The following is a 22037-nucleotide window of genomic DNA, read 5'->3' as shown; positions in this document are numbered from 1 at the left end:
AAAGGAGCAACGGCGGGGCGGCAGGAGAAGGGCGCAGACAAAAGTTTTTGCGGCACGCAAAAAGTTTTGGCGGCGTGCATTTCACCCTTCGGATGACGACACGACGGTGCTACGACCAGCCCTCCGCGTGAGGACGCACGGGGGATGGCCTCACCGGGTGAACAGGATGCACACACCCGACACGCCGGAACGGCGTGGCGCCATTAAAGCGACGGCATCAGCCGGCGCGGTGAAGGCGTTCCGGACGGCACGGCCGGAGAAGCCGCAGCCCTTGACCTTCGCCATCAGACCCTAGCGTCAGCCCGAAACCCGGAGGGGTTCGGCGGAGCCTGGCGGGTGCGCAGCAGCCGCCCTGGCGGAGTGGGGCTTGACGACCGGACAGCAGCGCTGGCCGGGAGCCGAAGGGGGCCATCGCCCTGCCCTGTTTTCGGGTTATGGCCATGCAGCTGCAGATGCGAAAGTTAACCGGCAGGACGCCGGATATGACGCACAGGCTAAAGAACATCGGGCACACCAGGCCGAAGCCCGGTATGAGCAGGTAGCTCACGGAGTTTCGAATTCAACAAAATCAGGCAGGACAGGCAGGAGGGAGGATCAGGCAGAGGGAGCAGAGGGGCAGCGCCGGAGGCGCGTCCCTCTTCCCCCGTTCCCCGCAGGGGAACAGCCCTTCCCGGAGGTTCAGGCGTGCGGTCGCGTCGGGAAGGAAAAAGGGGCTGACGGCGAACCGGCAACCCCTTCATAAAGGCGCTTCAGGCATATCAGAGCAACTCAGCTCCTGAAAAGGCGGGGTTTCCCCCGCCTCCAGGTTGCTACTTACCGTTGGATTCGTAAGCCAGGCTTGCCGCGACCTCCCTGTCCCCGTCCTTTAGCCGGAGTTCGCATAAGCGGTTCCGGGTCAGGCATGTGAATATTAAGAGCGTTATACACACGATTAATACGCACCAGATAAGGGCGTTTCGCGGCAGTTTCATGGTTTACTCCTCCTTGCATTAAGCACGGTAAGAGGCCATACTGTTGTTGTTGAGACATACAGGGGGCCTCGTGGGTTAATGAAAATTAACTACGGGGCTTTCTGCTTTCTGCCACACAACACGACAACAAACCACCTTCACGTCATGAGGCAAAAAGCCTCAAGCGCCATGGCCATTATATCCCGTTGTCGATCATCTGCCCAGGAATAACAGTCCAAAAACTGTATATATCCTCATGACTTCTGGTGCGCCCCTTCCCCCTGCTGATTTTGCAACTTATTCGGAACCTGCCAGCGTTCAGCGGTACGGATATATTCCGGCGTATCATGCACGATATATGATATTTCATACATCACTACATACAGCGGCTCACCGCTGATGCGAAGCCAGTCAAGTTCCTTCAGCGACGCGAACCGCGACTGCCAGCGCCAGAACGGTCCGGCAAGCTCTGCCGCGTCAAACTCGTCGCTCCACCGGGTGTACCAGGCGCAGACGGTTTCAGGTGACTGAAAATTCAGGTCGATTTTCGCCTGCTCCAGCAGGTTCTGGCGCAGTTTCCAGCGCTGTTCGTACTCACGAGACTGGCGGCGAAGCTGACGCGTGGTCTTAATGCCGGACCTGTGCAGCCGTCGACCGGTACGGGTGTGCATGACTTCCGGGAACAGTTCGGCCTGTACGTCAGTCGTGAGCGGCAGCGGGCAGGCTTCGCCACTGGTGGCGATCATCGTGTTAAGTGCCTCCTCGACCTGTTTCAGATTCGAATGACGATTGTTTGGCACCCAGTGAAGGCCTGGTATTTTATTGGCCACCGTGGCGTTGAGGCGACCGCTGCCCGTGAGCAAGCGCAGAAAGGTACGCACATACGGCATGGCGGGCAGCCGTGCACCGCGTTCGCGGGCAGATTCAACATGGCTGATAGCCTGTATTGCAGCCTGACGGGCTGGCTTCAGGGAAACGAGCGCGTGTGAGGACGGGATCATGCTGTCACCTCGCCGCTCATCAGGTTCGCCACGGTGCTGGCAGTGCAGTTAAAGCGGCGCATACCAGCCAGCTGCGCGATCAGCTGGTTTATCCGGTCGGGCTGGAGCGTGTCACTCTGGTAAAGGGTACGCACCACTTCCCCGCCGGAGGAGAGCAGCACCAGAAGCCAGTAAGGCGAGACTTCGCCGGGGCTGCACACGCACAGATGCCAGTCATCACTGCCGTCCGCGCTGAAACGGCACTGGACGGGGAAGAAGCCGCCGAACTCGCTGCGGTATTCGGCGCAGACGCGCCATCCTTCAGGTGTCGACAGGAGGCCGGTCACGGCATCGCTGAGGGCGCGGCGCGCGTCCTCGCCCTGCTGACGGATAAACTCCAGGTCGGATGCGGTCAGGGTGTTGATTCGGTTCAGGTCATATTGCATGGTCATGTCTGTTCCCGCCGCCCGAAGGCGGCGGCCTCCGGAATTAAGCAGCGTGGTCAGTGGTATCAGCGTCGGATTCAGTGGCTTCTTCAGCCTCAGCGGCTGGCGCAGGGCGCACCATCCAGTCAGGCAGCCAGCCCTGAGCATTCAGATCCTGTTCGGCGGCCTTCGCCGCATCGCGGCGCTTGAGCTTCACAATCTCTCCGGCGCGGGCACTCAGTCCGGCTTCTTCGTAGGCTTTGCCAATCTGGGCGATGGTGAGCTTGCCGAAGTAGCTCTCTGCACCCGGTTGCCACCACTTACGCAGGTCAAAGTCCAGCGCCGCTTCCAGCCCGTCCAGCTCACTGGTGTCCGTGCGGTTATACAGGCGTTCCTGAATGCCGTTGATACCGTGCGCGGCACAGAATCCCAGCAGGATGTTCACCTGCTCTGCTGACCATGACAGCAGCCAGGTGAAATCAAGATGCCAGTTTTCTGGCAGCGTTGCCTGAAGCGCTTTTTTCTGTGCCCTGAGCGCCGTCAGCGCCTTCCCTTCTTCACCGGATGGAGCCAGTGATGCAAGGTGATACTGATTCGAGGTCACATAGGCTTTCAGCGGTTCGCTGCGTTTGCCGTAGCTGCGGTCAAACATACTGAGGCACAGTGTCCACGTCAGCAGCGCCACCGACACGTCGGGGCGACCCGCCAGTTCCGCCTGAACGGCAAGAGTACGCTCCGCAGACATGGCCTTTACCAGCGTTGCCGGATAGGCGTCAGCAGGTATTTCAGGCGTGGTGTGTCTGATCACGTTGTTTTCACGTTCCTGACGCGCCTGTTCTTCTTCGGCCCGATCTTCGTCGGTCAGCCTGCGGATACCAGGCTGAACCTGAAAATTGCTACCGTCCCATGACACCCAGATTCCGTGCGCGGCGCGAAATTCCGGCGTGGCTTCGCGGTAAGTCGCCTCGCAGTAGATATCATCAATCTGCTCCTGAATCGCGTATTCTTCATCGTAGGTTTCAGTGGCTTCCATTTGTTCTTCCAGCTCACTGACGCGCTTCTGTTCTTCTTCCGTCAGGACAGCTTTCGGCATGGCAAAGCGGTACTGTTCCCTGTCCTCGCCGCTGTGGCTGAGTTCCGTCATACGGAATTCTGACCAGCCCCAGCCCTGCTCCTGCTGAAGGCGGGCGGCGAGCACGGTGAGCTTGCCAGCCAGCAGAGATTTCACCAGCGCCGCATCGGCAAAGGTGCTGTCCCTGTCGCTGAACAGGTCGGCTGTCAGCGTACCGCCAGCGGCGGTATAGGCTTCCTCGCCCACATACTCAAACATCGGGTGACTGATGGCCATCTTGTCATCGGTCACCATTTTGCGCAGGGTCTGTACGGCAGGATCGCGCCACTGTTCAACAGCCTCTTTCCAGACCTGCTCCTGACGCTCATGGGTATCAGCAAGGGTCAGGACTTCACACTGTTCAAGGGAGATTTCATCCCGCGCCAGCGCATCCAGCAGGGAGGGGGCAAGATTCGCCAGTTTCAGGCAGCGCTGAACGTGGCGCGGGTGATAGCCCATCAGTGCGCCGATCTGAGAAGCCGTTTTACCTTCCTGCTGAAGGGTACGAAAACCGATAATCTGCTCGGCGGGATGCATGTTTTTACGTCGGCCGTTCTCGATCATCGAGGCCGCCACCGCCATCTCCACGGGCAGGACTTTCACCGGAACAAACGGTGTGTCTGCATCGAGCACACCGCGCATCACCAGAATGCCTGTGCCCCTGCGGCGACCTTCCCCGCCGACAATGCCGATCGTACCGTCCGGCAGTTCTGCACCGATCAGGTTTTGCAGGATGCCCATTGCCTGAATGCTGTCTGCCATTTCTTCCACTTCCTGATCGGTATGCGGAATAATGCGCGTGTTTAAGTCAGTGCGTGACAGGCGGGAGTACGGGAAGATTTGCACGGGCGTATCAGCGAGCAGCTGAACGAGCTTCTGCTCGGTAGTCTGCGCGATTTTCTCCGCTGCCTTTTTCGCAGAGGTGGATTTCGCAGGTTTTTTTGCCGTAGTATTGGTGGTGGCCATGATTTTTACTCCTGTGTTTAAGTGATGGTCCGCCGTGGCCGGATTGCCCTCCGGTCACGGCACCCGGTTAACCGGTAATGCGTTTCGGTGTGCTGCCAGTGCTGCAAAGGACGGATAGCCATCAAGAACCTGCATCATGACTTTTGCCCCTTCCAGCATCGCTTTATCCGTTACGCTGCCGCTGTTTTCACATACGTTGATCGTTGCCAGAATCCCCGATTTCACATCTGAAAAACGCTCATACATGCGGTTGCTGAACAGGACACGTTTGCCTCCTGCCATCACCTGCCAGTTGTTGCAGTCATTAAATCGGGTATCCACGTTGTCAAACTCGACCACGTGGGTGTCGCTGGCCTGAATGCGCAGCAGCTTCACGATTTCGGTGCTCTGCCCGACCTTACGGGTCGCCGGACGGGTGTTAAGGTTCTGCATGTTTCCTCCTTCTCTGGGTTAAGGCCGGACATCCGGCCTCCGGTTAAAGCTGCACGTATTGCAGGTTGCGTTTCAGTTCAAAAAGAAAATCCGGTTCAAACGACCAGGCGCGCCAGTTAAGCGTTCCGTTGGTGCGGATCTCCACCTGCACGTCGCCGTATCGGGACACATCGGACAGGGTGACGGTGACACCCGCTTTCAGCGCAGTGGCCTGAGCCACCCACTCCCGCGCCACAGAAACAGGTTTTTGCTCTTCCCCCATCTTCCTGGAAGATTCTTGAGCGGCGGTTTTGACGTTGACGTTTCGTGTGTGCATCCTAGTTTTCTCCTGTGGTGATGGTTGTCCATCTCCCTGGTGAGTTCTCTCGCGGCAAAGGGCAAAGGAGCAACGGCGGGGCGGCAGGAGAAGGGCGCAGACAAAAGTTTTTGCGGCACGCAAAAAGTTTTGGCGGCGTGCATTTCACCCTTCGGATGACGACACGACGGTGCTACGACCAGCCCTCCGCGTGAGGACGCACGGGGGATGGCCTCACCGGGTGAACAGGATGCACGCACCCGACACGTCGGAACGGCGTGGCGGCCTTAAAGCGACGGCTCCGCCGGCGCGGTCAGGGCGGCCCGGCCTCCGGCCGGTGCAAGCCAGGGGGTTGACCTCAGCCATCAGACCCTAGCGTCAGCCCGAAACCCGAAGGGGTTCGGCGGAGCCCGGCGGGTGCGTCAGCAGCCGACCTGGCGGAGTGGGGCTCGACGACCGGACCGCCACGCGGGCCGGGAGCCGAAGGGGGCCATAAGCGGGAGAATTAAGATAATTTCATAGGATTTGCTGATCGGGTTTCAGTGCCGGCGACAAAGCCAAGCCAAGCCAAGCCAAGCCAAGCCAAGCCAAGCCAAGCCGGACCGTATCCGTGACAATTTGCCCTCACAAGGGTTTTCATCTGCATTACCCCGGGCTTACATCAGGGCGGGAGGGGGCAGCGCCGCAGGCGCTGGCCTTGCCGCCCGTCAGCCCGAAGGGATGACAGGGTTTTCGCGCGCGAACAGGCGGCGCATATGCCCCGCCCGGATTATTTATTGTCCATCCCCCTGACCGCCCTGGAGAATGAAGTGGCCGCAAAGATAGACGGCACACTGTCGGGTAGCCGATTCGCAGATCTCATCCAGCACTTTCGCTGTTGTTACGGGGCTGAGTCCTGATTCGCGACGTCGCTCGTTGATGAGCGTTTTATACTGGCGCAGGATACTGCGGGTTTCCGGTGACAGTTGCATGGTTTTCTCCTTAAATCGGGCGGCATCGCCCCCGCGGTCAGTCAGTCAAGGGCACGCCAGATGGTGGCGCTTTCGGGATGGGTATCAGCAAATGCCATAAGCTGCTCATAACGGCGGCAGAAGTGGCGGCACAGCTCCTCATGGTCATGGTTACTGTGGTGCCAGCTCCGGTGATTCAGTACCAGCGCCGTGAGGATGATCCCCGCCACTTCCCCGCTGACAGTCTGCTCAAACCAGTTTTCCCGATTGCACAGGGTCAAGCTCTCCACGTCAGGCGCCATATATCCGCCGCCTTCCGGCAGCCGGTAAAACTGCCAGAATCCCCCCTGATACTCAGGGCAGTAACGCTGGGCGTATGCGTACACGGATGCCTCGGACGTCATAAAATCGCCGCCAAACAAATCAGGCAGGAAAGTCAGGCGCTGCGCACCCTCAAGACGAACAGCATCACAGGTCACGGTCTGGTTCATAGATCCTCCACGGTTAACATATTCTCGGTTCCGGCATCGCCGTGACGACACAGAAGACCGGCGAAAAGCGGAGGACGCAGGGGCGACGCCGCAAGCCGCAGCGCAAAGCCTTCACGGGCTGAATGCACCGTGAAGGGTGCGAACGGGTGAGGACGGCGGCGTCAGCGAACCCTTGTGGCCGATGCGGCCGGGCTACCGTGAAGTCACGGCGCATGCCGTCACCGCACGGAGCTTCAGGGGAGTTTCATTGTCCCGACGTGGCCCGGAGGGCAGCGGCGGATAAAAGCAGAAGGCACTGACATCCTTTTCGCAGTGGATGGCCACCGGTTGCCGGGGCGTTACCCCGGCGTTCTCTCAGGCAGCCAGCACCTCCTGTAGGGCGCGAACGTTATTCAGCTCCTTTCTGACGGATTCCGGCTCCTGCCGCCCGGCTTCCCAGGCCATACCGTTCCGGTTTTCCAGCTCGCATTCATAGTTACGCAGGACGCGGGACAGAAGTACCGCCGGTACACACACCTGGCGGTTTGCCGCTTCGCGCTGACGGGTCAGAAGCTCGCTGACAGTCCGATTATTTACCCCCTCCTGGCGGTATTGCGTCATTTTCATTTCACCTAGCGCCTTCATCACCTCCCGGATTTCAGCCCCGTCCGGTTCTGGCTGGGATTCACGGCAGGCCACGCTAACCCCCTCTTCCGTCCAGACCAGCAGGACCAGGGGTTCGTCAAACGTGAACATGTTTTCAAGCTGTACACAAAGTTCTTCGCGGGTTCCGTACATTTTTTTCTCTCTTGTAAGGGGTTACAGGCCGGGCTTCAGCCCGGCAGGGTCAGTCAGTCCTGAAAGGTCTCGTCCAGCACCAGGGCTTCGCGCCAGGCCTCCAGAAGCAGGGTGTTGATCCGGCGCAGAGTCTGCGCTGCCATACGTTCAGTAAGCGTTGCCGCGTCGTGCCGGTGCTGCGATTCGAGGCGGTTCAGCAGCAACCGCACGTCACACATGGCATTGCTGAGCGCGGCCACGTCCGCGCGCAGGTGTTCAAGCCCCGGGTAATTCATGCTGCCTCCGGCCAGTCAGGGTAAAACGCGCCGTCATTGGCCGCCGGCATCCTTCTCGCCCGTTCAACCTGTGCCAGACGTCGGACGCCGGCGGCGTGGTACTGCTCAAGCATCTCTATCCCGATATAGCGGCGGCTGGTTTCGGCGGCGGCCACGCAGGTGGAGCCGCTGCCGGCGAACGGGTCAAGGACAATGGCCCCCGGCCGCGTGAGCGATTCGATCAGCGGTCGCAGGCTCTGCACCGCCTTTTCCGTCGGATGGTGTCTGTTGCCCGTGTATTTCCAGGGGATCACGTCCGGGATAGGACAGTCCGGGGTTTGCGGCCTCCCCTTCGCCAGCAGGTAGGCGCTCTCATGGGTGTAACCCACAAACGTCGATTTTGAGGCGTAGCTCTTGGCAAAGACGATATGGCCAACCACCCGGAAGCCGGCCGCTTTCCACGCATTCAGAAACAGATCCGCGCGGTTCCAGGCATAGAAACTCACCATGAGGCTGTCATTTTTCAGCACGCGGTACATTTCATGGCAGGCGGGCTGGAGCCATTCGGCTGAGTTGTCCCCGGCCAGGGTGCGGCCGGTACGGTCCTTATAGCCAACCAGATACGGCGGATCGGTAAGAATAAAATCGACGGCACGCGCGGGAAAACGGGACATCACCTGCACGCAGTCACCCAGAATAAAACGGGACATAGACACTCTCCTCTCTGATATGCGGCACCCTCTTGCGCCGTGCCGCCACAAAAACCCGGCGGAAAGCGGAGGGCGCAGGGGCGACGCCGCAAGCCGCAGCGCAAGCCTTTCACGGGCTGAATGCACCGTGAAAGGTGCGAACGGGTGAGGACGGAGACAATGTGAACCCTTGCGACCGCAGCGGCCGGGTTAGCGTGAAGGCACGGCGTTGAACACGCCGCCGGCTGGAGGCAATAAGGCGGAGGGAACCGACATCCTTCGGTATCGGTTCTGGTAACTGATGAGTCCGTGAGGGTATGGCAGAATGCACACTGATAATGGATTCGCGCCGTTATCTGACATGTGTGCCTTTGATTTCAGGACGTCCCCGACCGGAGACGTCTTTTTTTGAGTCGGATATATGGCAGGTGAAAATGAGAAGTGATTGTGTGATTATCAGCGCCGAAAACATCTGAAGGGTTTTCGCCTGTAACGAATTGCATGACTTCAGGACACCCCCTCCCCGGATGGTGTCCTTTTTTCAACGCCTCTTCACGTGGTCGATACCCGACTTCGCAGACTGGCATGATGGTTCAATCAGATTGCTGAATTTATCCCGTATTCTGGCTGCGTTGGACTGTTCATCAATGAGGCTTTTTAACGCCTGGATGTGTTCAGGACTTTTATTGACAACAAACCGACACTGTTTCTCCTGAATCACGAGTATACGCTCATTTTTCAGAGCCTCTTCATCCTTAAGTTTGCATAAAAACCGGTGCCAGAAATTACGGTAATGCGCGTTGATTAGCGCCATTTTATAACCCGTAAGAGCCTGGGATACCTCGGTCTCAACAGGATCGGTCGTACAGTCAAAAGAAAAATCGCTCATAATTAACTTTCTCAAGGAACCATTGTTCCGGGCCGATGAACTATCCTGACCAGCTTACCCGCCGACAGGATAACGGCGAAACATTCTTTATCAATGAGGAGCGGCACCAATACGTCTCAGTGCATCCTGAACTTCACGCAGCCCAAAAATATCTTCCGGTGGCTGATCCTTTCCGGCCAGACTACAAACCGTAAAGACGGCATTTGATGCGGTCAGTCTCTCACGGTGCAGCGCCTGCAGTGCCACAATAACCAGTGTGCGTTCGTCTCCTGACAGTTCTTCAAGTTTCATACCGTTTCCTTCAGGTTAATGTTCATATTCATCCCCGCCCCTTTGGTTTTTTCTCGTCAAACGCCAGGAGAATCCCGAGACCGATCAGCGAGGCGTAGCAGACCTGCATCGCGATTGTCACCGGCAGGGAGATATTATCAACCAGGACACCGGGAACCACGACGGCCACGCCTGCCAGTATCATTCCCCTGCCGGTCTTTTTGACCCGCTCCGGCCACTGAGCTTCAGGCACGTTCCGGGCGCGCAGAAAGTCATGAATGCACTGCTCTGCCTTCTGTTTAATCACTGACATGTTCTAGTCTCCGAATACCCGTTGCATATTTTTCTTTATCCTGGTCGCGTCACCGGTTGCCGGTGCGGCAGGCTCTGCTGGTTTCTCCGGCACTGCAGCCTTACTCGCGCCAGCTGTACCGGCCATCTGCTGAACCAGAACCTGCAGCTCGCTGACCGTGCCAGGCGGTACCGGCATGCTGGCCAGCAGACGCGGCAGCTCCGGTGCGGTCGTATGCAGGGCCAGACCGGTAATAATCAGGTTTCTCAGCAGCTCGCCACGCAGGCGGGATGACACGCCCGTCAGCACACACTCAACCCGTTCACTGCTCCGGTCATCCTGAAGCGTCAGGGTGTAACGCCGGCGCTGGTATTCTGTCTCCGGTGACATGGCCAGAGCCGCCACGCCACCATCAGGCTCATCAGGAAGGCCTGAGAGTGAAGACCAGGTGCCGGAGACCAGGGCCATCACGGCGCAAAGCCTGATGGCGCTCAGGTGCCCGTCAAAGAACACCGGGATCAGAGCCGGTAAACGGGCATCCGTCTGGTACATCACCGCCCCGGCGGTGGCAGCGGTCCGGATGAAGTCACCGCGCAGGGGCTGTGAGATGGTGCTGATGGTCGCCATCGCCGCGATGTCGGTGCGATCGTCGCTGTGCAGATAGAAAGAATACTGGCCGTCCGGCACGTTTAGTCCTCTTTATTGTAAAGGGCAATCTCTCTGGCCAGCGCCAGCTGCGGATCGCCTATAACCTCGATACGGTCGGGAACCAGAGGCCAGGCCTGACGGATAGCCTCTTCAATGAGGGATGCCCCACCCCCGACCAGGAATACCCGGTTAACGTTCCTGAAGGCCGTCAGCTCACTGGTGACACGCGCGCCCAGGGAAGTGATTGCCTCTGTAATTTTGTTCAGAACATCGTCGATTTTCCCGGCATCGTTGATCACACGCTGCAGATACTGACGATCATTGCGGTTGCGGATGACCGTGTCAGCAATAAGCGCGCTGGTTTCGCTGTCTGCAGCCCGCAGCGCGCCTGCAGCTGCGCGGGTGACCTGTGACACGCCGACAGACGGATTGCCGTGTACCGCACTGATATCATCAAACTGTCCGACAATCACGCCGGCATCGAGCGTGGTTCCGCCGAGATCGATAATCAGGGTGGTCTCAGCGGGTCCGGGCTTCAGCTCCGCGAGACGGGAGAACGCCGCCGGCAGTGATTCCGGCATTACCTTCACGTCCGTTACGGTAAATGCCCTGCCCTTATTCAGGACCAGCTCACGCATCAGGTTTTCCCGTTTGCGTCGGATGTTCTCCTCGTTCCGCTGGCAGTCCCCGTCATAATACTCGCTCAGGGGCAGCGTCACGGTCAGGCTCACCGGCTGCGGCTCAAGTCCGCTGTTCAGCAGCGCATGATGCACGGCCAGCAGGTTGAGATCACCGTACTGATATTCCACGTTTGTTGTCGGGATGGCATCCCGGCTGACGCTGTCCCAGGTGTATTTCAGCGTGCCCACCTGATAGTTGAACGTTGCGGCGCTGAATTCCGCCACTTTCCAGCCATGCCGGAAGGAGTTAGCAGAAACCCGGGTCTGCAGCTCGTTTCCTTCGAACCATGCCAGCTTAACATTAGTTGAACCATCATCGCAGTAAATATTTATCATTATGCTCCTTCAATTACACTCAATACGATACAAATAATAAGAGCAAAATGGAAAAACAAAAGCCTTATTTCTTATTATGAGCAATTTAAGTTACTCACCCTGTTCATGGCGCAGGCGATCTGGATTATCCTCACGCTGTTAAATATACTGTATGTATAAGGGTCTTCCCCGTTTATGGTGGGAAGGCTCAGAACGCCATTTTCAGTTTCCCGTAGTGGAATATCACTCTCATCTTAAAGCGCTCCCGGTTGCGGTATCCCCTGGCTTTTATTCTCAGCAGTCTGATCTTGCTGTTCAGCACCTCTGCATTTCCGTTTGAGACTCCATGCCTCATGGCATTCAGGATGCCGTACAGTCTTTTCCCTATCGTTTTGGCTGCATTCTTCATCATGGGGACATCACTGTTAGCCGCCAGCGCCAGCCATCTCTGCCAGTCATTCCGTCGTTCCTCGCTCCAGGGGCTGTTCCAGATGTCCTTTGCCAGCTCTTTTAGCGCCCAGCACTGGCTCGTCAGCTTCATCTGCGCGCGCAGCCATACCAGCTTCTCCTTCCTGGATTCTGTCATCCACTTATCGCTGTACTGCCACAGGAAGCGGGTCCCCTTTGCCTGACGCCGACTTTCAACAGGAAGGTGCGGATGTTCATTCTGGCGGGTTTTATCAACCACTTCGCCCAGTTGCTTTGCAACATGGAAGCGCTCGAAGGCGATTTTCTCAACCGCACTGGGTAAGTGGATACGCGCTGCTCTTATATAGCCTGCGTCATGTCCATTGAGAGCGTTTTGATAGCCAGTAACTGCCCGTCAGTGAGTATGCGAAGATAGCTGGCGAGGCTCTCTGTGCCGCGATCATCCGTTAAGGCCAGCGCACGACCATCGCGATCGGAGATCACCGTTACGTAACGGTGACCTTTCTTAAAGGCGACTTCATCCACATTCATATGACGGGCGGATAATGGCTTTTCTATCCGGGCAAGCCCTCGCTTAACAGCCCGGGTCATAATGCCGTCAACGGCATTCCAGCTAAGTTTAAGTTGTTTCCTGACTGCATCAACGGTGCTGATTTTCAGCCAGGAGAGAACAAATGATTCGAAAAGCAGCGTGTACCGGCTGCCAGTGCCTGCCCATGGTACAGGCAGAGTCTGGCATCCATGCTCCGGGCACATAATACGGGGAACACCGGCTTCAACGAACGTGGCGAACTGGCAGGTATCAAGGTGTCGCCATTTACGATGACGGTGATCGTGAACAGGGCAGGATTTACCACAGGTCGGGCAGAATAATGACGCGTTTTCAGCGATACCAACAATGGCGGTAACAGAGTCGATTGTTTCATCAAGAGAGAGGGATTTAACCTGCCATGGTGCAGCAAGGTTAAGGATATGGGCATATAGTGATTTTTCGTCCATGACAGCGGTCTCCGGTAAAATACTCACCATCGATAGTGCCTAAACCGCTGTCAGGATGAAAGAGTGTCCGGAAGGCTACTTCAGTACACGAAGATTTTTTACATCAATTTCAACGCTGTTCCAGTCTTTGTCAACTTCCCCTTCAAGGCGCACTTTTGTTTCAGGGGAAACGGTTTGCCCCAGCCAGCGTTTGTCATCTATATCGACATACACAGTGCCACTGGCATCCCGGAACTCGTAGAGTTCATGACCGACCTGCCGGATGATATTACCTTCAAGAATGACCCATGCATCATCACGAAATGATTTGGCCTGCGCAACTGATGATAATCCCGGATTGGGTCCGCTGAATCCGCCCTGAGAGTATTCCTGACCGGCTGGGGCAACAAACCCCTGTTGCTGCGCAAAAGCTCCAAATGAAAGCCCGGTTAACAGGACAGCCAAAAGTGTTTTCTTCATTTTTTCATCTCCTTGTGAAGTGTGTCTGAATAACTTACAGGAGAGATCTTAACAGAATCTTAAGAGATTTAAGTCTTTCCACCATGATCGGTGAAGACCCATGTATAACCAGTATAATTAGACGTCAGGAGGAAAGATGAAACTGCAGCTTTTCAGCACCGGGAAAGCACTCCCGCCACAGGCCCATCCGTTGTTTGCCAACCTGGCCAGCTGCGGTTTTCCCATCCCTGCTGCTGACTATGTCGAGTCCATGCGACGTGAAGTCGCCTGAATAATTGTTCCGCTGAGAACTGATGTTCCGTCATCAGTAGCCTACCGGTCACGCTCTGGTGTGAAGCTGCCGGGACAACGAAGCCGGGTCTACGTACCTGGCTGATTCCGTGAGGACAGGTAACATCTGCAAGCATCGTGCGGATGCGGCGCCAGGCTGGATGATATGACCAACATATGTGAACTGCTGATAAACATCGTTACATAAAACAGGCCAAAGATGCTGTCAGGCCTGAACCAAAAGGTATGCGGTCGGTTGCTTCACTTCGATTCTTGAGGCACACGGACATAATAACCGCCGGTGAACAGGCAGGGTCTAAAAACCATCTCGTAATTCAGGTGGAACATGGTAAGCCCGTATCGCTGCCCTCAGGGGCAGGTAAATCGCAAGAGGCACTGTTGGCGGTGCGGGTATGAGATGGTGGAGAAAGCGAATGCTGCCCTGTAACCGGGCAGACAGAGGTTGACCTCAAGGGCGACATAACCTCACGCGAAAGCGGGCAGACTTCCACCGGGTCTTTCTTTACGGGATAACCTGAGAAACTGTTTTTGAGGAAACAGCAGATGACTACGTCAGCAACAGGCGCGGGTACTCCCTCACACGAACCGAAAGCATGGCACAGCATTGACTGGGCTCAGTGCCACCGGGAAGTTCGAAGGCTGCAGGCGCGTATCGTAAAGGCAACGCGGGAAGGCAGGTACGGCAGGGTTAAAGCCCTGCAGTGGCTGCTGACCCACTCGTTCAGCGGTAAGGCTCTTGCCGTCAGACGGGTTACCGAAAATAAGGGCATGCATACGCCGGGTGTGGACGGCAAATTATGGACCACCCCGGCGGCCAGATTTCGGTCCATTAAGTCGCTGCGGAGGCGGGGATACCGTTCCCTGCCTCTGAAGCGTCCCCTCATTCCCAAAGCAGACGGCAAAAGCCGCCCGCTCGGTGTTCCGTCGATGCGTGACAGGGCCATGCAGGCACTCTACTTTCACTCGTTGCGGAGACCACAGCTGATCAGCGCTACTTTCGTTTCCGGCCACAGCGTTCCGTAGCTAATGCGATTGAACAGTGCTTTATCGTGCTGTCGAAGAAACACGCTCCGGAGTGGATGCTGGAGGGGGATATTCAGGGATGCTTTGACAACATCAGCCATGAGTGGCTGATGGAAAACATACCGATAGACAGGGTAATACCGAGCAGATGGCTCAAGGCAGGATACATGGAAGGCCGTCAGCTTTTCCCGCCGAAGCAGGTACGCCACAGGGCGGAATTATTTCCCCGGTGCTGGCAAACCTTGCACTCGACGGGCTTGAAGCATGACTAAAGTCCCACTTTGGCCGTCCGCGGTATGCGCAGAACCTTGAAATAAAACTCAAGGTCAATTATGTGCGTTACGCTGATGACTTCATCATAACCAGCCGCTCGAAGGTGTTTCTGGAAAATGAGGCATGCCAGTGGTTGAGAGGTTCATGCACGAGCGTGGACTGACGCTGCAGCCCATGAACACCGCCTGTTCACCGATTTATCCCGACCCGGACGATCTGGATATCTTTGGCGTCGTCACGCACGTAACCCACCGCCCCAGGGAGATGTACTGATGTTTGCCCTGGCCGATGTGAACAGTTTTTATGCCAGCTGTGAACGTGTTTTCCGCCCGGATTTGAAAGGAAAGCCGGTTGTGGTGCTCAGTAATAACGATGGCAGCGTAATCGCAAGAAGTACCGAGGCAAAGCCTTGGTTCAAAATGGGCACGCCGTGGTTTTAAATGAAAAACGAGATATACCCGGAAAAAATATACGCGTTCTCAAGCAACTATGAACTTTATGAATCGATATTGGCGCGCCTAATGAACTGCCTGGAGGAGTTGGCTAAGGATGAAACAGTACGCGAACTGAACGGGGAAAGCTGTATGTTGCTTGAAGAAGCCCGGCAACGAAACAGCAGATTCACTGCAGCCGCAGCTTTGGAGAAAAAATCACGGATTACGATTCGCTCCGCCGAGCTGTCTGTCAGTACGCAGAGCGGCCCTCAGAAAAGCTGCGTAAAGAGCGCCAGTGCTGCCGGCATATTTCCGTATTCATCAAAACTTCTCCATTAGCCGTTAAAGACCCTTACTACGGCAACGTGGCCACGGAGAAACTGCTTACATCCTTCAGGACACCCGGGACATTATTGAGGCCACTACAACGGCTTTGGAGCACATCTGGAAAGATGGGCACCGGTATGCCAAAGCCGGTGTAATGCTGAACGACTTCACCGGCTCCGGCGTTTTGTAGCTGTTCGACATTCGTCCGCCATGTCCTCACAGTGCTGAGCTGATGAAGGTACTTGATGGCATTAATCATTCCGGTCTGGGGCAGGTCTGGTTTGCCGGACGAGGGATTGCACCTGCATGGCAAATGAAACGCGATATGCTCTCCCCTGTGTAGCCACCCGCTGTAAAGATATCACCATAGCGAGGATCAGTTAAATTTCGCCTTTCAGAGAGAGCCCATAGTGCTCGCCGCAGCCGAACGGCAGGGCGAAGCCCGCGAGTGAGCGAGGAAGCACCAGGGAACAAAACGAACATAATCCTCTTTCGCACCGAATACAAGAATCACTGTAACATTCTCAAAATCGGAATTGTGAAAGAAACAGCTGAACATATTGGGACCATGGTCCCTGTTCAATCTTGCGTGTGGAGCCATCATTCCGGGACGGGTTACCGGGTAAATTCTGCCCCGCAGGCAGGAACTGGGACCGTGGTCCCAGTTCAATCCGGAGTGTGGAGTCAGCATTCCGGGACTGATTACCGGATGAGTTCAGACCCGCAGGCAGAAGGTGGGACCGTGGTCCCAGTTCAATCCGCAATGTGGAGTCAGCATACCGGGCCCGGGTTACCGGGTGAGTTCTGACATAAGGTAGGAGATCGAAACATGGCGCTTGATAGGAAAAAGTACACAGTTCTGTTTAACAACTCTGAGCTATACGCTGCTTCGCGGTAAATATATTCCGAAGCAACATGAAAGCCATTAGGGACAATGAAAATTAATGAAAAAGCATGCTGGCATAATGAAGCAGGCTAAACCTTTTGTAAGTCGCGCAGTATGCTTTCTATCTTCTCGATACACTCCGCAGGCAAGCGAGACTTATCGAGATTAAAAATCACCTTATCACCTTTGTAAAGGGCTGTTGCACCAGGTACAAACTGATGACGGGTACTCAGATTAACTTTTTTACCTGATGGCTCTTTCAGAATATCTGTCAGTAAGCTGATAACTTCCTCGGGTTCAAATATAACACCTGCCGTCTTTTGCTCATGAAGTTGCTGTGTCTGTTGCAATAATAATGTTTCTTTTCCCGAAAATGCTTTGTACAGCGCCTCACCGGAACGGGCGGAAAGTTCACCAGGATGCGAAAACAGGGCAACTACGGATTTCGGCAACTGGGCCGTATTGATGCAACGCGTGATGATTTTACGGGAAATATTTTCGGCTTCAGCCAGAGCAGAGACATTGCCGTTAAAAACGTTTTTAAGTTGGTATGCATAGCGTTTTCCTCGTTCATAAGCACTGACAGGGCGGTAATCATTACCCAGCCGGGATAAAGCCATCATCTGTTCGTCATCGAGATCTCCCACGAGAACACGATAATCCGAGGATGTTAAAATCGCGGCTTTACGGCGACGGCTGCCATCAGCAATCTCAACGATGTCTTCCACCCGCCGTCCGAACGCAGGAGTCTGCTGGCCACTAAGAAGAAAAGAGGGGAGCAGATCATCGAGAGCATCCTCGGTCAACAGTTCCTGATCACGTTCATTACCTGACCAGACTTTTGTTGATGTTGCAATAATATCACCCGGTATGGCTTCCAGTATAAATTTAACTTCCCGTCCACAAACTGGAAGCAAAATCGAATTCCCTCGAGCCATAGCCCCCACCCGAGCAATTAATGAGTCTACCATCGGTGCAGCAGGTGCCACTGACTGCTCAGTTTCGGGTCGGACCTGTCTTATACTATTTTTAGGAAGGACTGGCGCACGCTTCATTATCTGATCTCCCAGCGAGGTTTAATCAAGCGGTCGAAAATTTCATTACAAACAGGCTCCCAAATGGCCAAGGCATTTCGCCAAGCTCCGGTCGAAGAGCGTTGATCAATAGCCTGTTCAAAAACCGTTCTCATACGAATTTGACCTTTACCAACCTCATCAGTTTCGCGTACAACATTTTTTAGTACCATGCTGCCCCAGGCGTCGCGTATCTGTTCTTCCATCCAGGGTGACTGTGAACCATTATTATTGCTGTACTTTGTCAGCAGAATTCTGACGTCAGGTTCAAAACCTTGTAGATCTACGTTTTTTAATAGATCGCGTAACATGTCAAAAAACTGAAGGGCAGAGGTGTAATCGAATAACTCAGCAGGCGTCGGCACTATAAGCACATCTGCAGCACAGACAACATTGATAGTGCCAATACCGAGGTTGGGAGCACTGTCGATAACAATAACATCATAATCCTGTGCCACTGTTTCAATGGCAAGGCGGAGCATCATATGGGGTTCAGTGGGTAGTTTCCCGTCGTCAAATCTCCCCATAAGCTCTGTTTCAATGCGGTGTAAGGCCAGGCATGAAGGGATGATATCGAGACCCGGCCAGCAGGTGGGTTTGATGGCATAGGCTGCATCATCACGTTCCCCTAAATAAAAAGGCAGTAGCGTGTCTTCGGCGTGTATGTGCAAGTCAGGAACCCAGCCGTGGTACATGGAAGCTGTACCCTGAGGATCGTTACCTTCCACGAGCAGTACCCTGAGTCCTTTCAGCGCCAGATCCTGTGCGAGATGGACTGATACCGACGTCTTATAGACTCCCCCTTTATGTGCAGCCACTCCAATGACGGGCGGAACGCTGTCGTCAGGACGGCGCAGACGGGTTCCGAACACATCACGCATGTGGTTAATTTGCTCGATGGTGTAGCCCACTCGCTGCTCTACTCGACCCCGCATCTCCATGTCCGGATGAGGGAGACGTCCCGCTTTTTCTGCGTCGCGGATCGCCTGTGAAGAAATGCCAATCAAATCGGCAGCTTCCCCCACACGCCAGCGACGTGTGATTTTTCTTGCCTCCGGGCTATCATCATTAAACTGAGCAATCGCGATAGCTTTCGTCATTTCATGACCGGCGGCTATGCATTGGTCAAGTGTGTCCATCAGTCCCATATTCTGTTCCTTGTCATCATCTTTGCATTAATCTATTAAATCTTGATAAAAGACGCAAAGCAACATTAAAATTGCAAACCACGTCGAAATTTGCAAAGCTGTTCAAAATTCAGCCGCGCTCTGTTCGGTATACCTCTCAGAAATTGTCTGCATCCTTCAGTCAATATCATCCGCTCGCCGCAGAAAGCATGCGCCTTCAGGCGCATGCTTCGAGGAAGCGGAATTACTGCATACATACAGGGTCTGGCTGACGCTCAATAGCTGGAAGGGATGATTCGAAAAGGTTATAACTTTACTGAGGAATGCAATTATTGACTGTGGTATGTAGCGGTTTCAAAGGACGGAAGAGTTACGAGATGCCTTGTTCTGCATATCGCAGTCAATATTACTGTCTGTTGGCATCCTGTATTTCCTGACTGCTGTGCCATGGATCTCTTTGCACTGCTAGTTATGTGTATAGGATGATGAGACTTATTCCCTATTACGATCCAATATATGATCCTTAAGTAGATCATTGTGAGATCCAAAAGAGATCCCCGGATCGTTTAACAGCCCGTTAAATCTGGGCTCGGCAGCGATCTTTATTAACTGTGGGGTGTATTATATTGACTGTCGTGTGTGGTATCACCTATTACGGCATGCATTTATACTAACTGAGGTATGTATTTCCATTGACTGAGATGTGTGTATATACTTTCTTTTGTGGATAACCGCGAGCTAATAAAATGTCTAATGAAAATAATGAGTTACCACTGAACCTTCAGGAGGTCAACAAGACAACGGGTGAAGTTGTTAAGCTGGATGTCAACAGCGCCAGTACTGTACAGCCTGTTGCACTCATGAGGCTCGGTCTGTTTGTTCCTACCCTTAAATCAACCTCCAGGAGTAAGGCTAACCGTAAAAACGTCACAGATGCGACTGAAGAGCTCGTACAACTGTCTATTGCCCGGAGTGAAGGCTATACCGATGTTAGGATCACCGGATCACGCCTTGATATGGATACGGATTTCAAAGTCTGGCTCGGGATCATCCGTTCAATGTATGATTTTGGCGTTAAGGATGACACGCTGAAGCTTTCTTTTGTTGAATTCGTTAAAATGTGTGGGTTTGACTCCCGGCGCTCTAATAAAAAAATGCGCGACAGGATCAGTAATTCTTTGTTCAAGTTGGCATCCGTGACCCTCAAATTTCAGAGCGAAACGAAAGGGTGGACCACGCACTTGGTCCAGTCGGCCTATTATGACATCACTGCTGATGTTGTGGAGATCAAGGCTGAGCCCAAACTCTTCGAACTTTATCAGATGGACAGGCGGGTTCTGTTGCGTCTGAAGGCCATTGATGCCCTGCAACGTAAGGAATCCGCTCAGGCACTCTATACCTACATCGAAAGTCTGCCGCAGAATCCAGCCCCCATCTCTATGAAGCGTATGCGTGACAGGCTTAACCTGACATCTAATCTATACACACAAAACCACACAGTGCGGAAAGCTATGGCGCAGTTAAAGGATATTGGCTACCTAGATTACACCGAGTTCAAACGTGGTCGGGCCACTTATTTCAGTGTACATTACCGTAATCCCAAGTTAATCAGTAGTAAGGTCGTTGTACCTCGTGAGCAGGAAGACGAAGCGCCTGAGCAGAACTATGATGAAGTGATTAAAGCCCTAAAGGCTGCTGGAATTGATCCTCAGAAACTTGCAAAAGCACTCGCTGGCATTAAACCGGATAGTGACTGAGGTATGCATTTTTTGATCTATTGACTGCGGTATGCGTTCTACATGCCGCAGTCAATAGACCACATCATAGACTTTGTTCAGAGTCTCCCCGGTATTGAATTTGATATGCCTATACGCTTGCTGGGATGCAGGTATTGACTACCATATGTGGAATGATATGTATTTGTAGGTTATATTCACTAAGGTATGTAAGATTGCACTCTTCAGTCACCATCCTGCATTACCCGTAGGGTCAAATAACAAGCTATTTATTCTTTTACTTGGCCAGGGAACGTTTTTCTCGGTTAATTGTGTACCTATGGATAATTATGTCTATCTTAAAAGAATTTTAGTGGCTCGCTGCATTTTGTCACCAAAACAGAGGTGATATGTTTGCCCCAGAACAATAGAAGAGTCGCAATGATAGGAGAAAATTTCAGCGCACTGTATAAATGTAAATCTCTCAACTGGTCCTTGAACAGAATTACACCGTTAAAGATGCGGCCAATGTGAGGTTTTATGGATGGCTTGATGGGTAAAGTAGTTATGGAATGAACGACAGGGCAAAGTACCAAAATCCTCCCTCATAACCATGGTACATATCGAAATACTCGAACTTAAGAAAAAGTTACAATGTATTGAGAGGAAAATGAAATATTAAAAAAGCGTCAGACTCCCTGAACAGTTCACATTAATCAGGAAAATCAAAGCGCGATATTCTCTATATCATAATTTGCCACATATTCGTGGTTCATCGCAGCAGTTATAATTCTGGTAAACTGGCCTGAAAAAACAGATGGGAGGCGTGTTGTATAATGCAGGAAAGTTATTAAACAGCATAACATAAGCCTTGGATCTGATGACGCAAGAAATATCGTGGTCATTTTAACCCTGGGCGGCTTCAGTATCGGGTGCAGGCTTGACGGTAGTCTCTGAAAGAGCTGCATAAGCAGATTCACCTATATAAGCGTAGCAGTTATGAGACCGATACTATCCAGAATCACTGTGAGCGGCTGTTAACAATGACAGAGCCTAACCAGGGCCGATGAAGTGACGTATATCAGGACAGGAAAACCTTGGACTTAACTCGCTGTTGTTACCAATCTATTCACAAGGAAAGTAATGCACTGAGTAATATCGTCCAGCTGATTCACTATGAAAGCGATGGAAATGGCATAGGAAACAGTAGGAATGATGTTCCACAGAAGCAAGGCTGCCATTATACGAGCCGACAGTAGCAGTGGTTACTTGGCATTACCAGATCAGACAAAGCATGAACAGTCGTGGAAAGTGCAGAGAAACGGCCCAATGGAACACTCCTGCGGGAGCCTTAAGAATTAGTAGGTAGTACTATAAACTTTAGATAATCATCTCATGCGATCTCAAACTACATCGTCAAGTATTCAGTTCACTAAGGTCGAAATAATATAACGGTGGTTTATTCCAAAACGAATATGAATACCAATACTGGTAAAACTCGAAAATGAAGGGCAGTCACTACATATCAGATAGGTTCATTTAGACATGATATATATTTCACTTAGTCAATTTTCCATTATCTTATCT

21 protein-coding genes and 7 pseudogenes are annotated in these 22037 nt (G+C 53.6%); 7 read left to right on the top strand and 21 right to left on the bottom strand.

Features of this window, described 5'->3' with window-relative positions:
- Positions 1-809: 809 nt before the first annotated feature.
- The 19 genes and pseudogenes from SP99_RS22945 to SP99_RS22855 all read right to left on the bottom strand — a co-directional run bounded on the left by SP99_RS22945 (position 810) and on the right by SP99_RS22855 (position 13301).
- Positions 810-932: a type I toxin-antitoxin system Hok family toxin gene (locus SP99_RS22945; protein ID WP_223256846.1), complete on the bottom strand. Its 123-nt coding sequence runs from the start codon at positions 930-932 to the stop codon at positions 810-812.
- Positions 877-990: pseudogene (locus tag SP99_RS25195) on the bottom strand (DUF5431 family protein); the annotation flags it as partial. The pseudogene SP99_RS25195 and the gene SP99_RS22945, both read right to left, overlap by 56 nt.
- Positions 991-1204: 214 nt before the next feature.
- A complete protein-coding gene (locus tag SP99_RS22940) occupies positions 1205-1951 on the bottom strand; it encodes a plasmid SOS inhibition protein A (protein WP_047959946.1) in 747 nt (248 codons plus the stop codon).
- Complete coding sequence (gene psiB / locus SP99_RS22935; protein ID WP_047959945.1) at positions 1948-2382, bottom strand: conjugation system SOS inhibitor PsiB; 435 nt, start codon at positions 2380-2382, stop codon at positions 1948-1950. The genes SP99_RS22940 and psiB overlap by 4 nt, the downstream gene beginning before the upstream one ends.
- A 37-nt stretch (positions 2383-2419) precedes the next feature.
- A complete protein-coding gene (locus tag SP99_RS22930; RefSeq protein ID WP_047959944.1) occupies positions 2420-4432 on the bottom strand; it encodes a ParB/RepB/Spo0J family partition protein in 2013 nt (670 codons plus the stop codon).
- 54 nt (positions 4433-4486) lie between these two features.
- Complete coding sequence (locus SP99_RS22925; RefSeq protein ID WP_047959943.1) at positions 4487-4864, bottom strand: hypothetical protein; 378 nt, start codon at positions 4862-4864, stop codon at positions 4487-4489.
- A gap of 43 nt (positions 4865-4907) precedes the next feature.
- Positions 4908-5180 (bottom strand): DUF905 family protein, encoded by a 273-nt coding sequence (locus tag SP99_RS22920; RefSeq protein ID WP_047959942.1) that lies wholly within the window; start codon positions 5178-5180, stop codon positions 4908-4910.
- 752 nt (positions 5181-5932) lie between these two features.
- Positions 5933-6130, bottom strand: a complete 198-nt coding sequence (locus tag SP99_RS22915; RefSeq protein WP_023337955.1) for a hypothetical protein — start codon at positions 6128-6130, stop codon at positions 5933-5935.
- Positions 6131-6171: 41 nt separating this feature from the next.
- Complete coding sequence (locus SP99_RS22910; protein ID WP_032656177.1) at positions 6172-6600, bottom strand: antirestriction protein; 429 nt, start codon at positions 6598-6600, stop codon at positions 6172-6174.
- Between the two features lie 354 nt (positions 6601-6954).
- Positions 6955-7377 (bottom strand): DUF1380 family protein, encoded by a 423-nt coding sequence (locus SP99_RS22905; protein ID WP_047959941.1) that lies wholly within the window; start codon positions 7375-7377, stop codon positions 6955-6957.
- Between the two features lie 53 nt (positions 7378-7430).
- Positions 7431-7652 (bottom strand): hypothetical protein, encoded by a 222-nt coding sequence (locus SP99_RS22900; protein ID WP_047959940.1) that lies wholly within the window; start codon positions 7650-7652, stop codon positions 7431-7433.
- Positions 7649-8341: a DNA methylase gene (locus tag SP99_RS22895; RefSeq protein ID WP_047959939.1), complete on the bottom strand. Its 693-nt coding sequence runs from the start codon at positions 8339-8341 to the stop codon at positions 7649-7651. The genes SP99_RS22900 and SP99_RS22895 overlap by 4 nt, the downstream gene beginning before the upstream one ends.
- A 520-nt stretch (positions 8342-8861) precedes the next feature.
- The gene (locus SP99_RS22890; RefSeq protein WP_047959938.1) at positions 8862-9209 is read right to left on the bottom strand and encodes a hypothetical protein; all 348 of its coding nucleotides are present in this window, start codon (positions 9207-9209) and stop codon (positions 8862-8864) included.
- A gap of 90 nt (positions 9210-9299) precedes the next feature.
- Positions 9300-9500 carry a hypothetical protein gene (locus SP99_RS22885; protein WP_047959937.1) on the bottom strand — a complete coding sequence of 67 codons (201 nt, stop codon included), beginning with the start codon at positions 9498-9500 and terminating at the stop codon, positions 9300-9302.
- Positions 9501-9528: 28 nt separating this feature from the next.
- Positions 9529-9792: a hypothetical protein gene (locus SP99_RS22880; RefSeq protein ID WP_047959936.1), complete on the bottom strand. Its 264-nt coding sequence runs from the start codon at positions 9790-9792 to the stop codon at positions 9529-9531.
- Between the two features lie 3 nt (positions 9793-9795).
- Complete coding sequence (locus tag SP99_RS22875; protein ID WP_047959935.1) at positions 9796-10458, bottom strand: plasmid partitioning/stability family protein; 663 nt, start codon at positions 10456-10458, stop codon at positions 9796-9798.
- Between the two features lie 2 nt (positions 10459-10460).
- On the bottom strand, positions 10461-11432 hold the full coding sequence (parM, locus tag SP99_RS22870) for a plasmid segregation protein ParM domain-containing protein (RefSeq protein WP_197086118.1): 972 nt from the start codon (positions 11430-11432) through the stop codon (positions 10461-10463).
- A 190-nt stretch (positions 11433-11622) separates the two neighbouring features.
- Positions 11623-12842: pseudogene (locus SP99_RS24240) on the bottom strand (ISL3 family transposase).
- A gap of 75 nt (positions 12843-12917) precedes the next feature.
- The gene (locus tag SP99_RS22855) at positions 12918-13301 is read right to left on the bottom strand and encodes a YgiW/YdeI family stress tolerance OB fold protein (protein ID WP_047959931.1); all 384 of its coding nucleotides are present in this window, start codon (positions 13299-13301) and stop codon (positions 12918-12920) included.
- 136 nt (positions 13302-13437) lie between these two features.
- Here SP99_RS22855 and SP99_RS24235 point away from each other — a divergent pair.
- The 5 genes and pseudogenes from SP99_RS24235 to SP99_RS22840 form a co-directional block, all read left to right on the top strand.
- Positions 13438-13551: pseudogene (locus tag SP99_RS24235) on the top strand (peptidase); the annotation flags it as partial.
- A gap of 584 nt (positions 13552-14135) precedes the next feature.
- Positions 14136-14615 (top strand): reverse transcriptase N-terminal domain-containing protein, encoded by a 480-nt coding sequence (locus SP99_RS25420; RefSeq protein ID WP_053060186.1) that lies wholly within the window; start codon positions 14136-14138, stop codon positions 14613-14615.
- Between the two features lie 2 nt (positions 14616-14617).
- Positions 14618-14887, top strand: a pseudogene (locus SP99_RS25415) (hypothetical protein); the annotation flags it as partial.
- Positions 14888-15044: 157 nt separating this feature from the next.
- Positions 15045-15161 (top strand): annotated as a pseudogene (locus SP99_RS25190) (peptidase); the annotation flags it as partial.
- A pseudogene (locus tag SP99_RS22840) lies at positions 15161-16033 on the top strand (DinB/UmuC family translesion DNA polymerase). The pseudogenes SP99_RS25190 and SP99_RS22840, both read left to right, overlap by 1 nt.
- A gap of 591 nt (positions 16034-16624) precedes the next feature.
- On the opposite strand, the gene SP99_RS22835 reads toward SP99_RS22840, so the two are convergent.
- Complete coding sequence (locus tag SP99_RS22835; protein ID WP_047959930.1) at positions 16625-17590, bottom strand: ParB/RepB/Spo0J family plasmid partition protein; 966 nt, start codon at positions 17588-17590, stop codon at positions 16625-16627.
- Positions 17590-18756 carry a plasmid-partitioning protein SopA gene (gene sopA / locus SP99_RS22830; protein WP_047959929.1) on the bottom strand — a complete coding sequence of 389 codons (1167 nt, stop codon included), beginning with the start codon at positions 18754-18756 and terminating at the stop codon, positions 17590-17592. The genes SP99_RS22835 and sopA overlap by 1 nt, the downstream gene beginning before the upstream one ends.
- A 725-nt stretch (positions 18757-19481) precedes the next feature.
- Between sopA and SP99_RS22825 the strand changes: the two genes are divergently transcribed.
- Positions 19482-20492 carry a RepB family plasmid replication initiator protein gene (locus SP99_RS22825; RefSeq protein ID WP_047959928.1) on the top strand — a complete coding sequence of 337 codons (1011 nt, stop codon included), beginning with the start codon at positions 19482-19484 and terminating at the stop codon, positions 20490-20492.
- Between the two features lie 399 nt (positions 20493-20891).
- A pseudogene (locus SP99_RS24945) lies at positions 20892-21897 on the top strand (transposase).
- Positions 21898-22037 lie beyond the last annotated feature (140 nt).

The organism is Enterobacter sp. BIDMC92, from assembly GCF_001030225.1.
Lineage (GTDB): Bacteria > Pseudomonadota > Gammaproteobacteria > Enterobacterales > Enterobacteriaceae > Enterobacter > Enterobacter sichuanensis.
Note: the sequence above shows the minus strand (reverse complement) of the source record. Positions and strands in the feature narration are given on the sequence as shown.

Bases quoted from the DNA above. Each gene is read 5' to 3' on its own strand.
- SP99_RS22890 (WP_047959938.1), bottom strand. From the start codon at position 9,209: ATGAGCGATTTTTCTTTTGACTGTACGACCGATCCTGTTGAGACCGAG.
- SP99_RS22920 (WP_047959942.1), bottom strand. From the start codon at position 5,180: ATGCACACACGAAACGTCAACGTCAAAACCGCCGCTCAAGAATCTTCC.
- SP99_RS22855 (WP_047959931.1), bottom strand. From the start codon at position 13,301: ATGAAGAAAACACTTTTGGCTGTCCTGTTAACCGGGCTTTCATTTGGA.
- SP99_RS22880 (WP_047959936.1), bottom strand. From the start codon at position 9,792: ATGTCAGTGATTAAACAGAAGGCAGAGCAGTGCATTCATGACTTTCTG.
- psiB (WP_047959945.1), bottom strand. From the start codon at position 2,382: ATGACCATGCAATATGACCTGAACCGAATCAACACCCTGACCGCATCC.
- SP99_RS22905 (WP_047959941.1), bottom strand. From the start codon at position 7,377: ATGTACGGAACCCGCGAAGAACTTTGTGTACAGCTTGAAAACATGTTC.
- SP99_RS22900 (WP_047959940.1), bottom strand. From the start codon at position 7,652: ATGAATTACCCGGGGCTTGAACACCTGCGCGCGGACGTGGCCGCGCTC.
- SP99_RS22915 (WP_023337955.1), bottom strand. From the start codon at position 6,130: ATGCAACTGTCACCGGAAACCCGCAGTATCCTGCGCCAGTATAAAACG.
- SP99_RS22825 (WP_047959928.1), top strand. From the start codon at position 19,482: ATGTCTAATGAAAATAATGAGTTACCACTGAACCTTCAGGAGGTCAAC.
- SP99_RS22895 (WP_047959939.1), bottom strand. From the start codon at position 8,341: ATGTCCCGTTTTATTCTGGGTGACTGCGTGCAGGTGATGTCCCGTTTT.
- SP99_RS22940 (WP_047959946.1), bottom strand. From the start codon at position 1,951: ATGATCCCGTCCTCACACGCGCTCGTTTCCCTGAAGCCAGCCCGTCAG.
- SP99_RS25420 (WP_053060186.1), top strand. From the start codon at position 14,136: ATGACTACGTCAGCAACAGGCGCGGGTACTCCCTCACACGAACCGAAA.
- SP99_RS22835 (WP_047959930.1), bottom strand. From the start codon at position 17,590: ATGAAGCGTGCGCCAGTCCTTCCTAAAAATAGTATAAGACAGGTCCGA.
- sopA (WP_047959929.1), bottom strand. From the start codon at position 18,756: ATGGGACTGATGGACACACTTGACCAATGCATAGCCGCCGGTCATGAA.
- SP99_RS22885 (WP_047959937.1), bottom strand. From the start codon at position 9,500: ATGAAACTTGAAGAACTGTCAGGAGACGAACGCACACTGGTTATTGTG.
- SP99_RS22925 (WP_047959943.1), bottom strand. From the start codon at position 4,864: ATGCAGAACCTTAACACCCGTCCGGCGACCCGTAAGGTCGGGCAGAGC.
- SP99_RS22910 (WP_032656177.1), bottom strand. From the start codon at position 6,600: ATGAACCAGACCGTGACCTGTGATGCTGTTCGTCTTGAGGGTGCGCAG.
- SP99_RS22930 (WP_047959944.1), bottom strand. From the start codon at position 4,432: ATGGCCACCACCAATACTACGGCAAAAAAACCTGCGAAATCCACCTCT.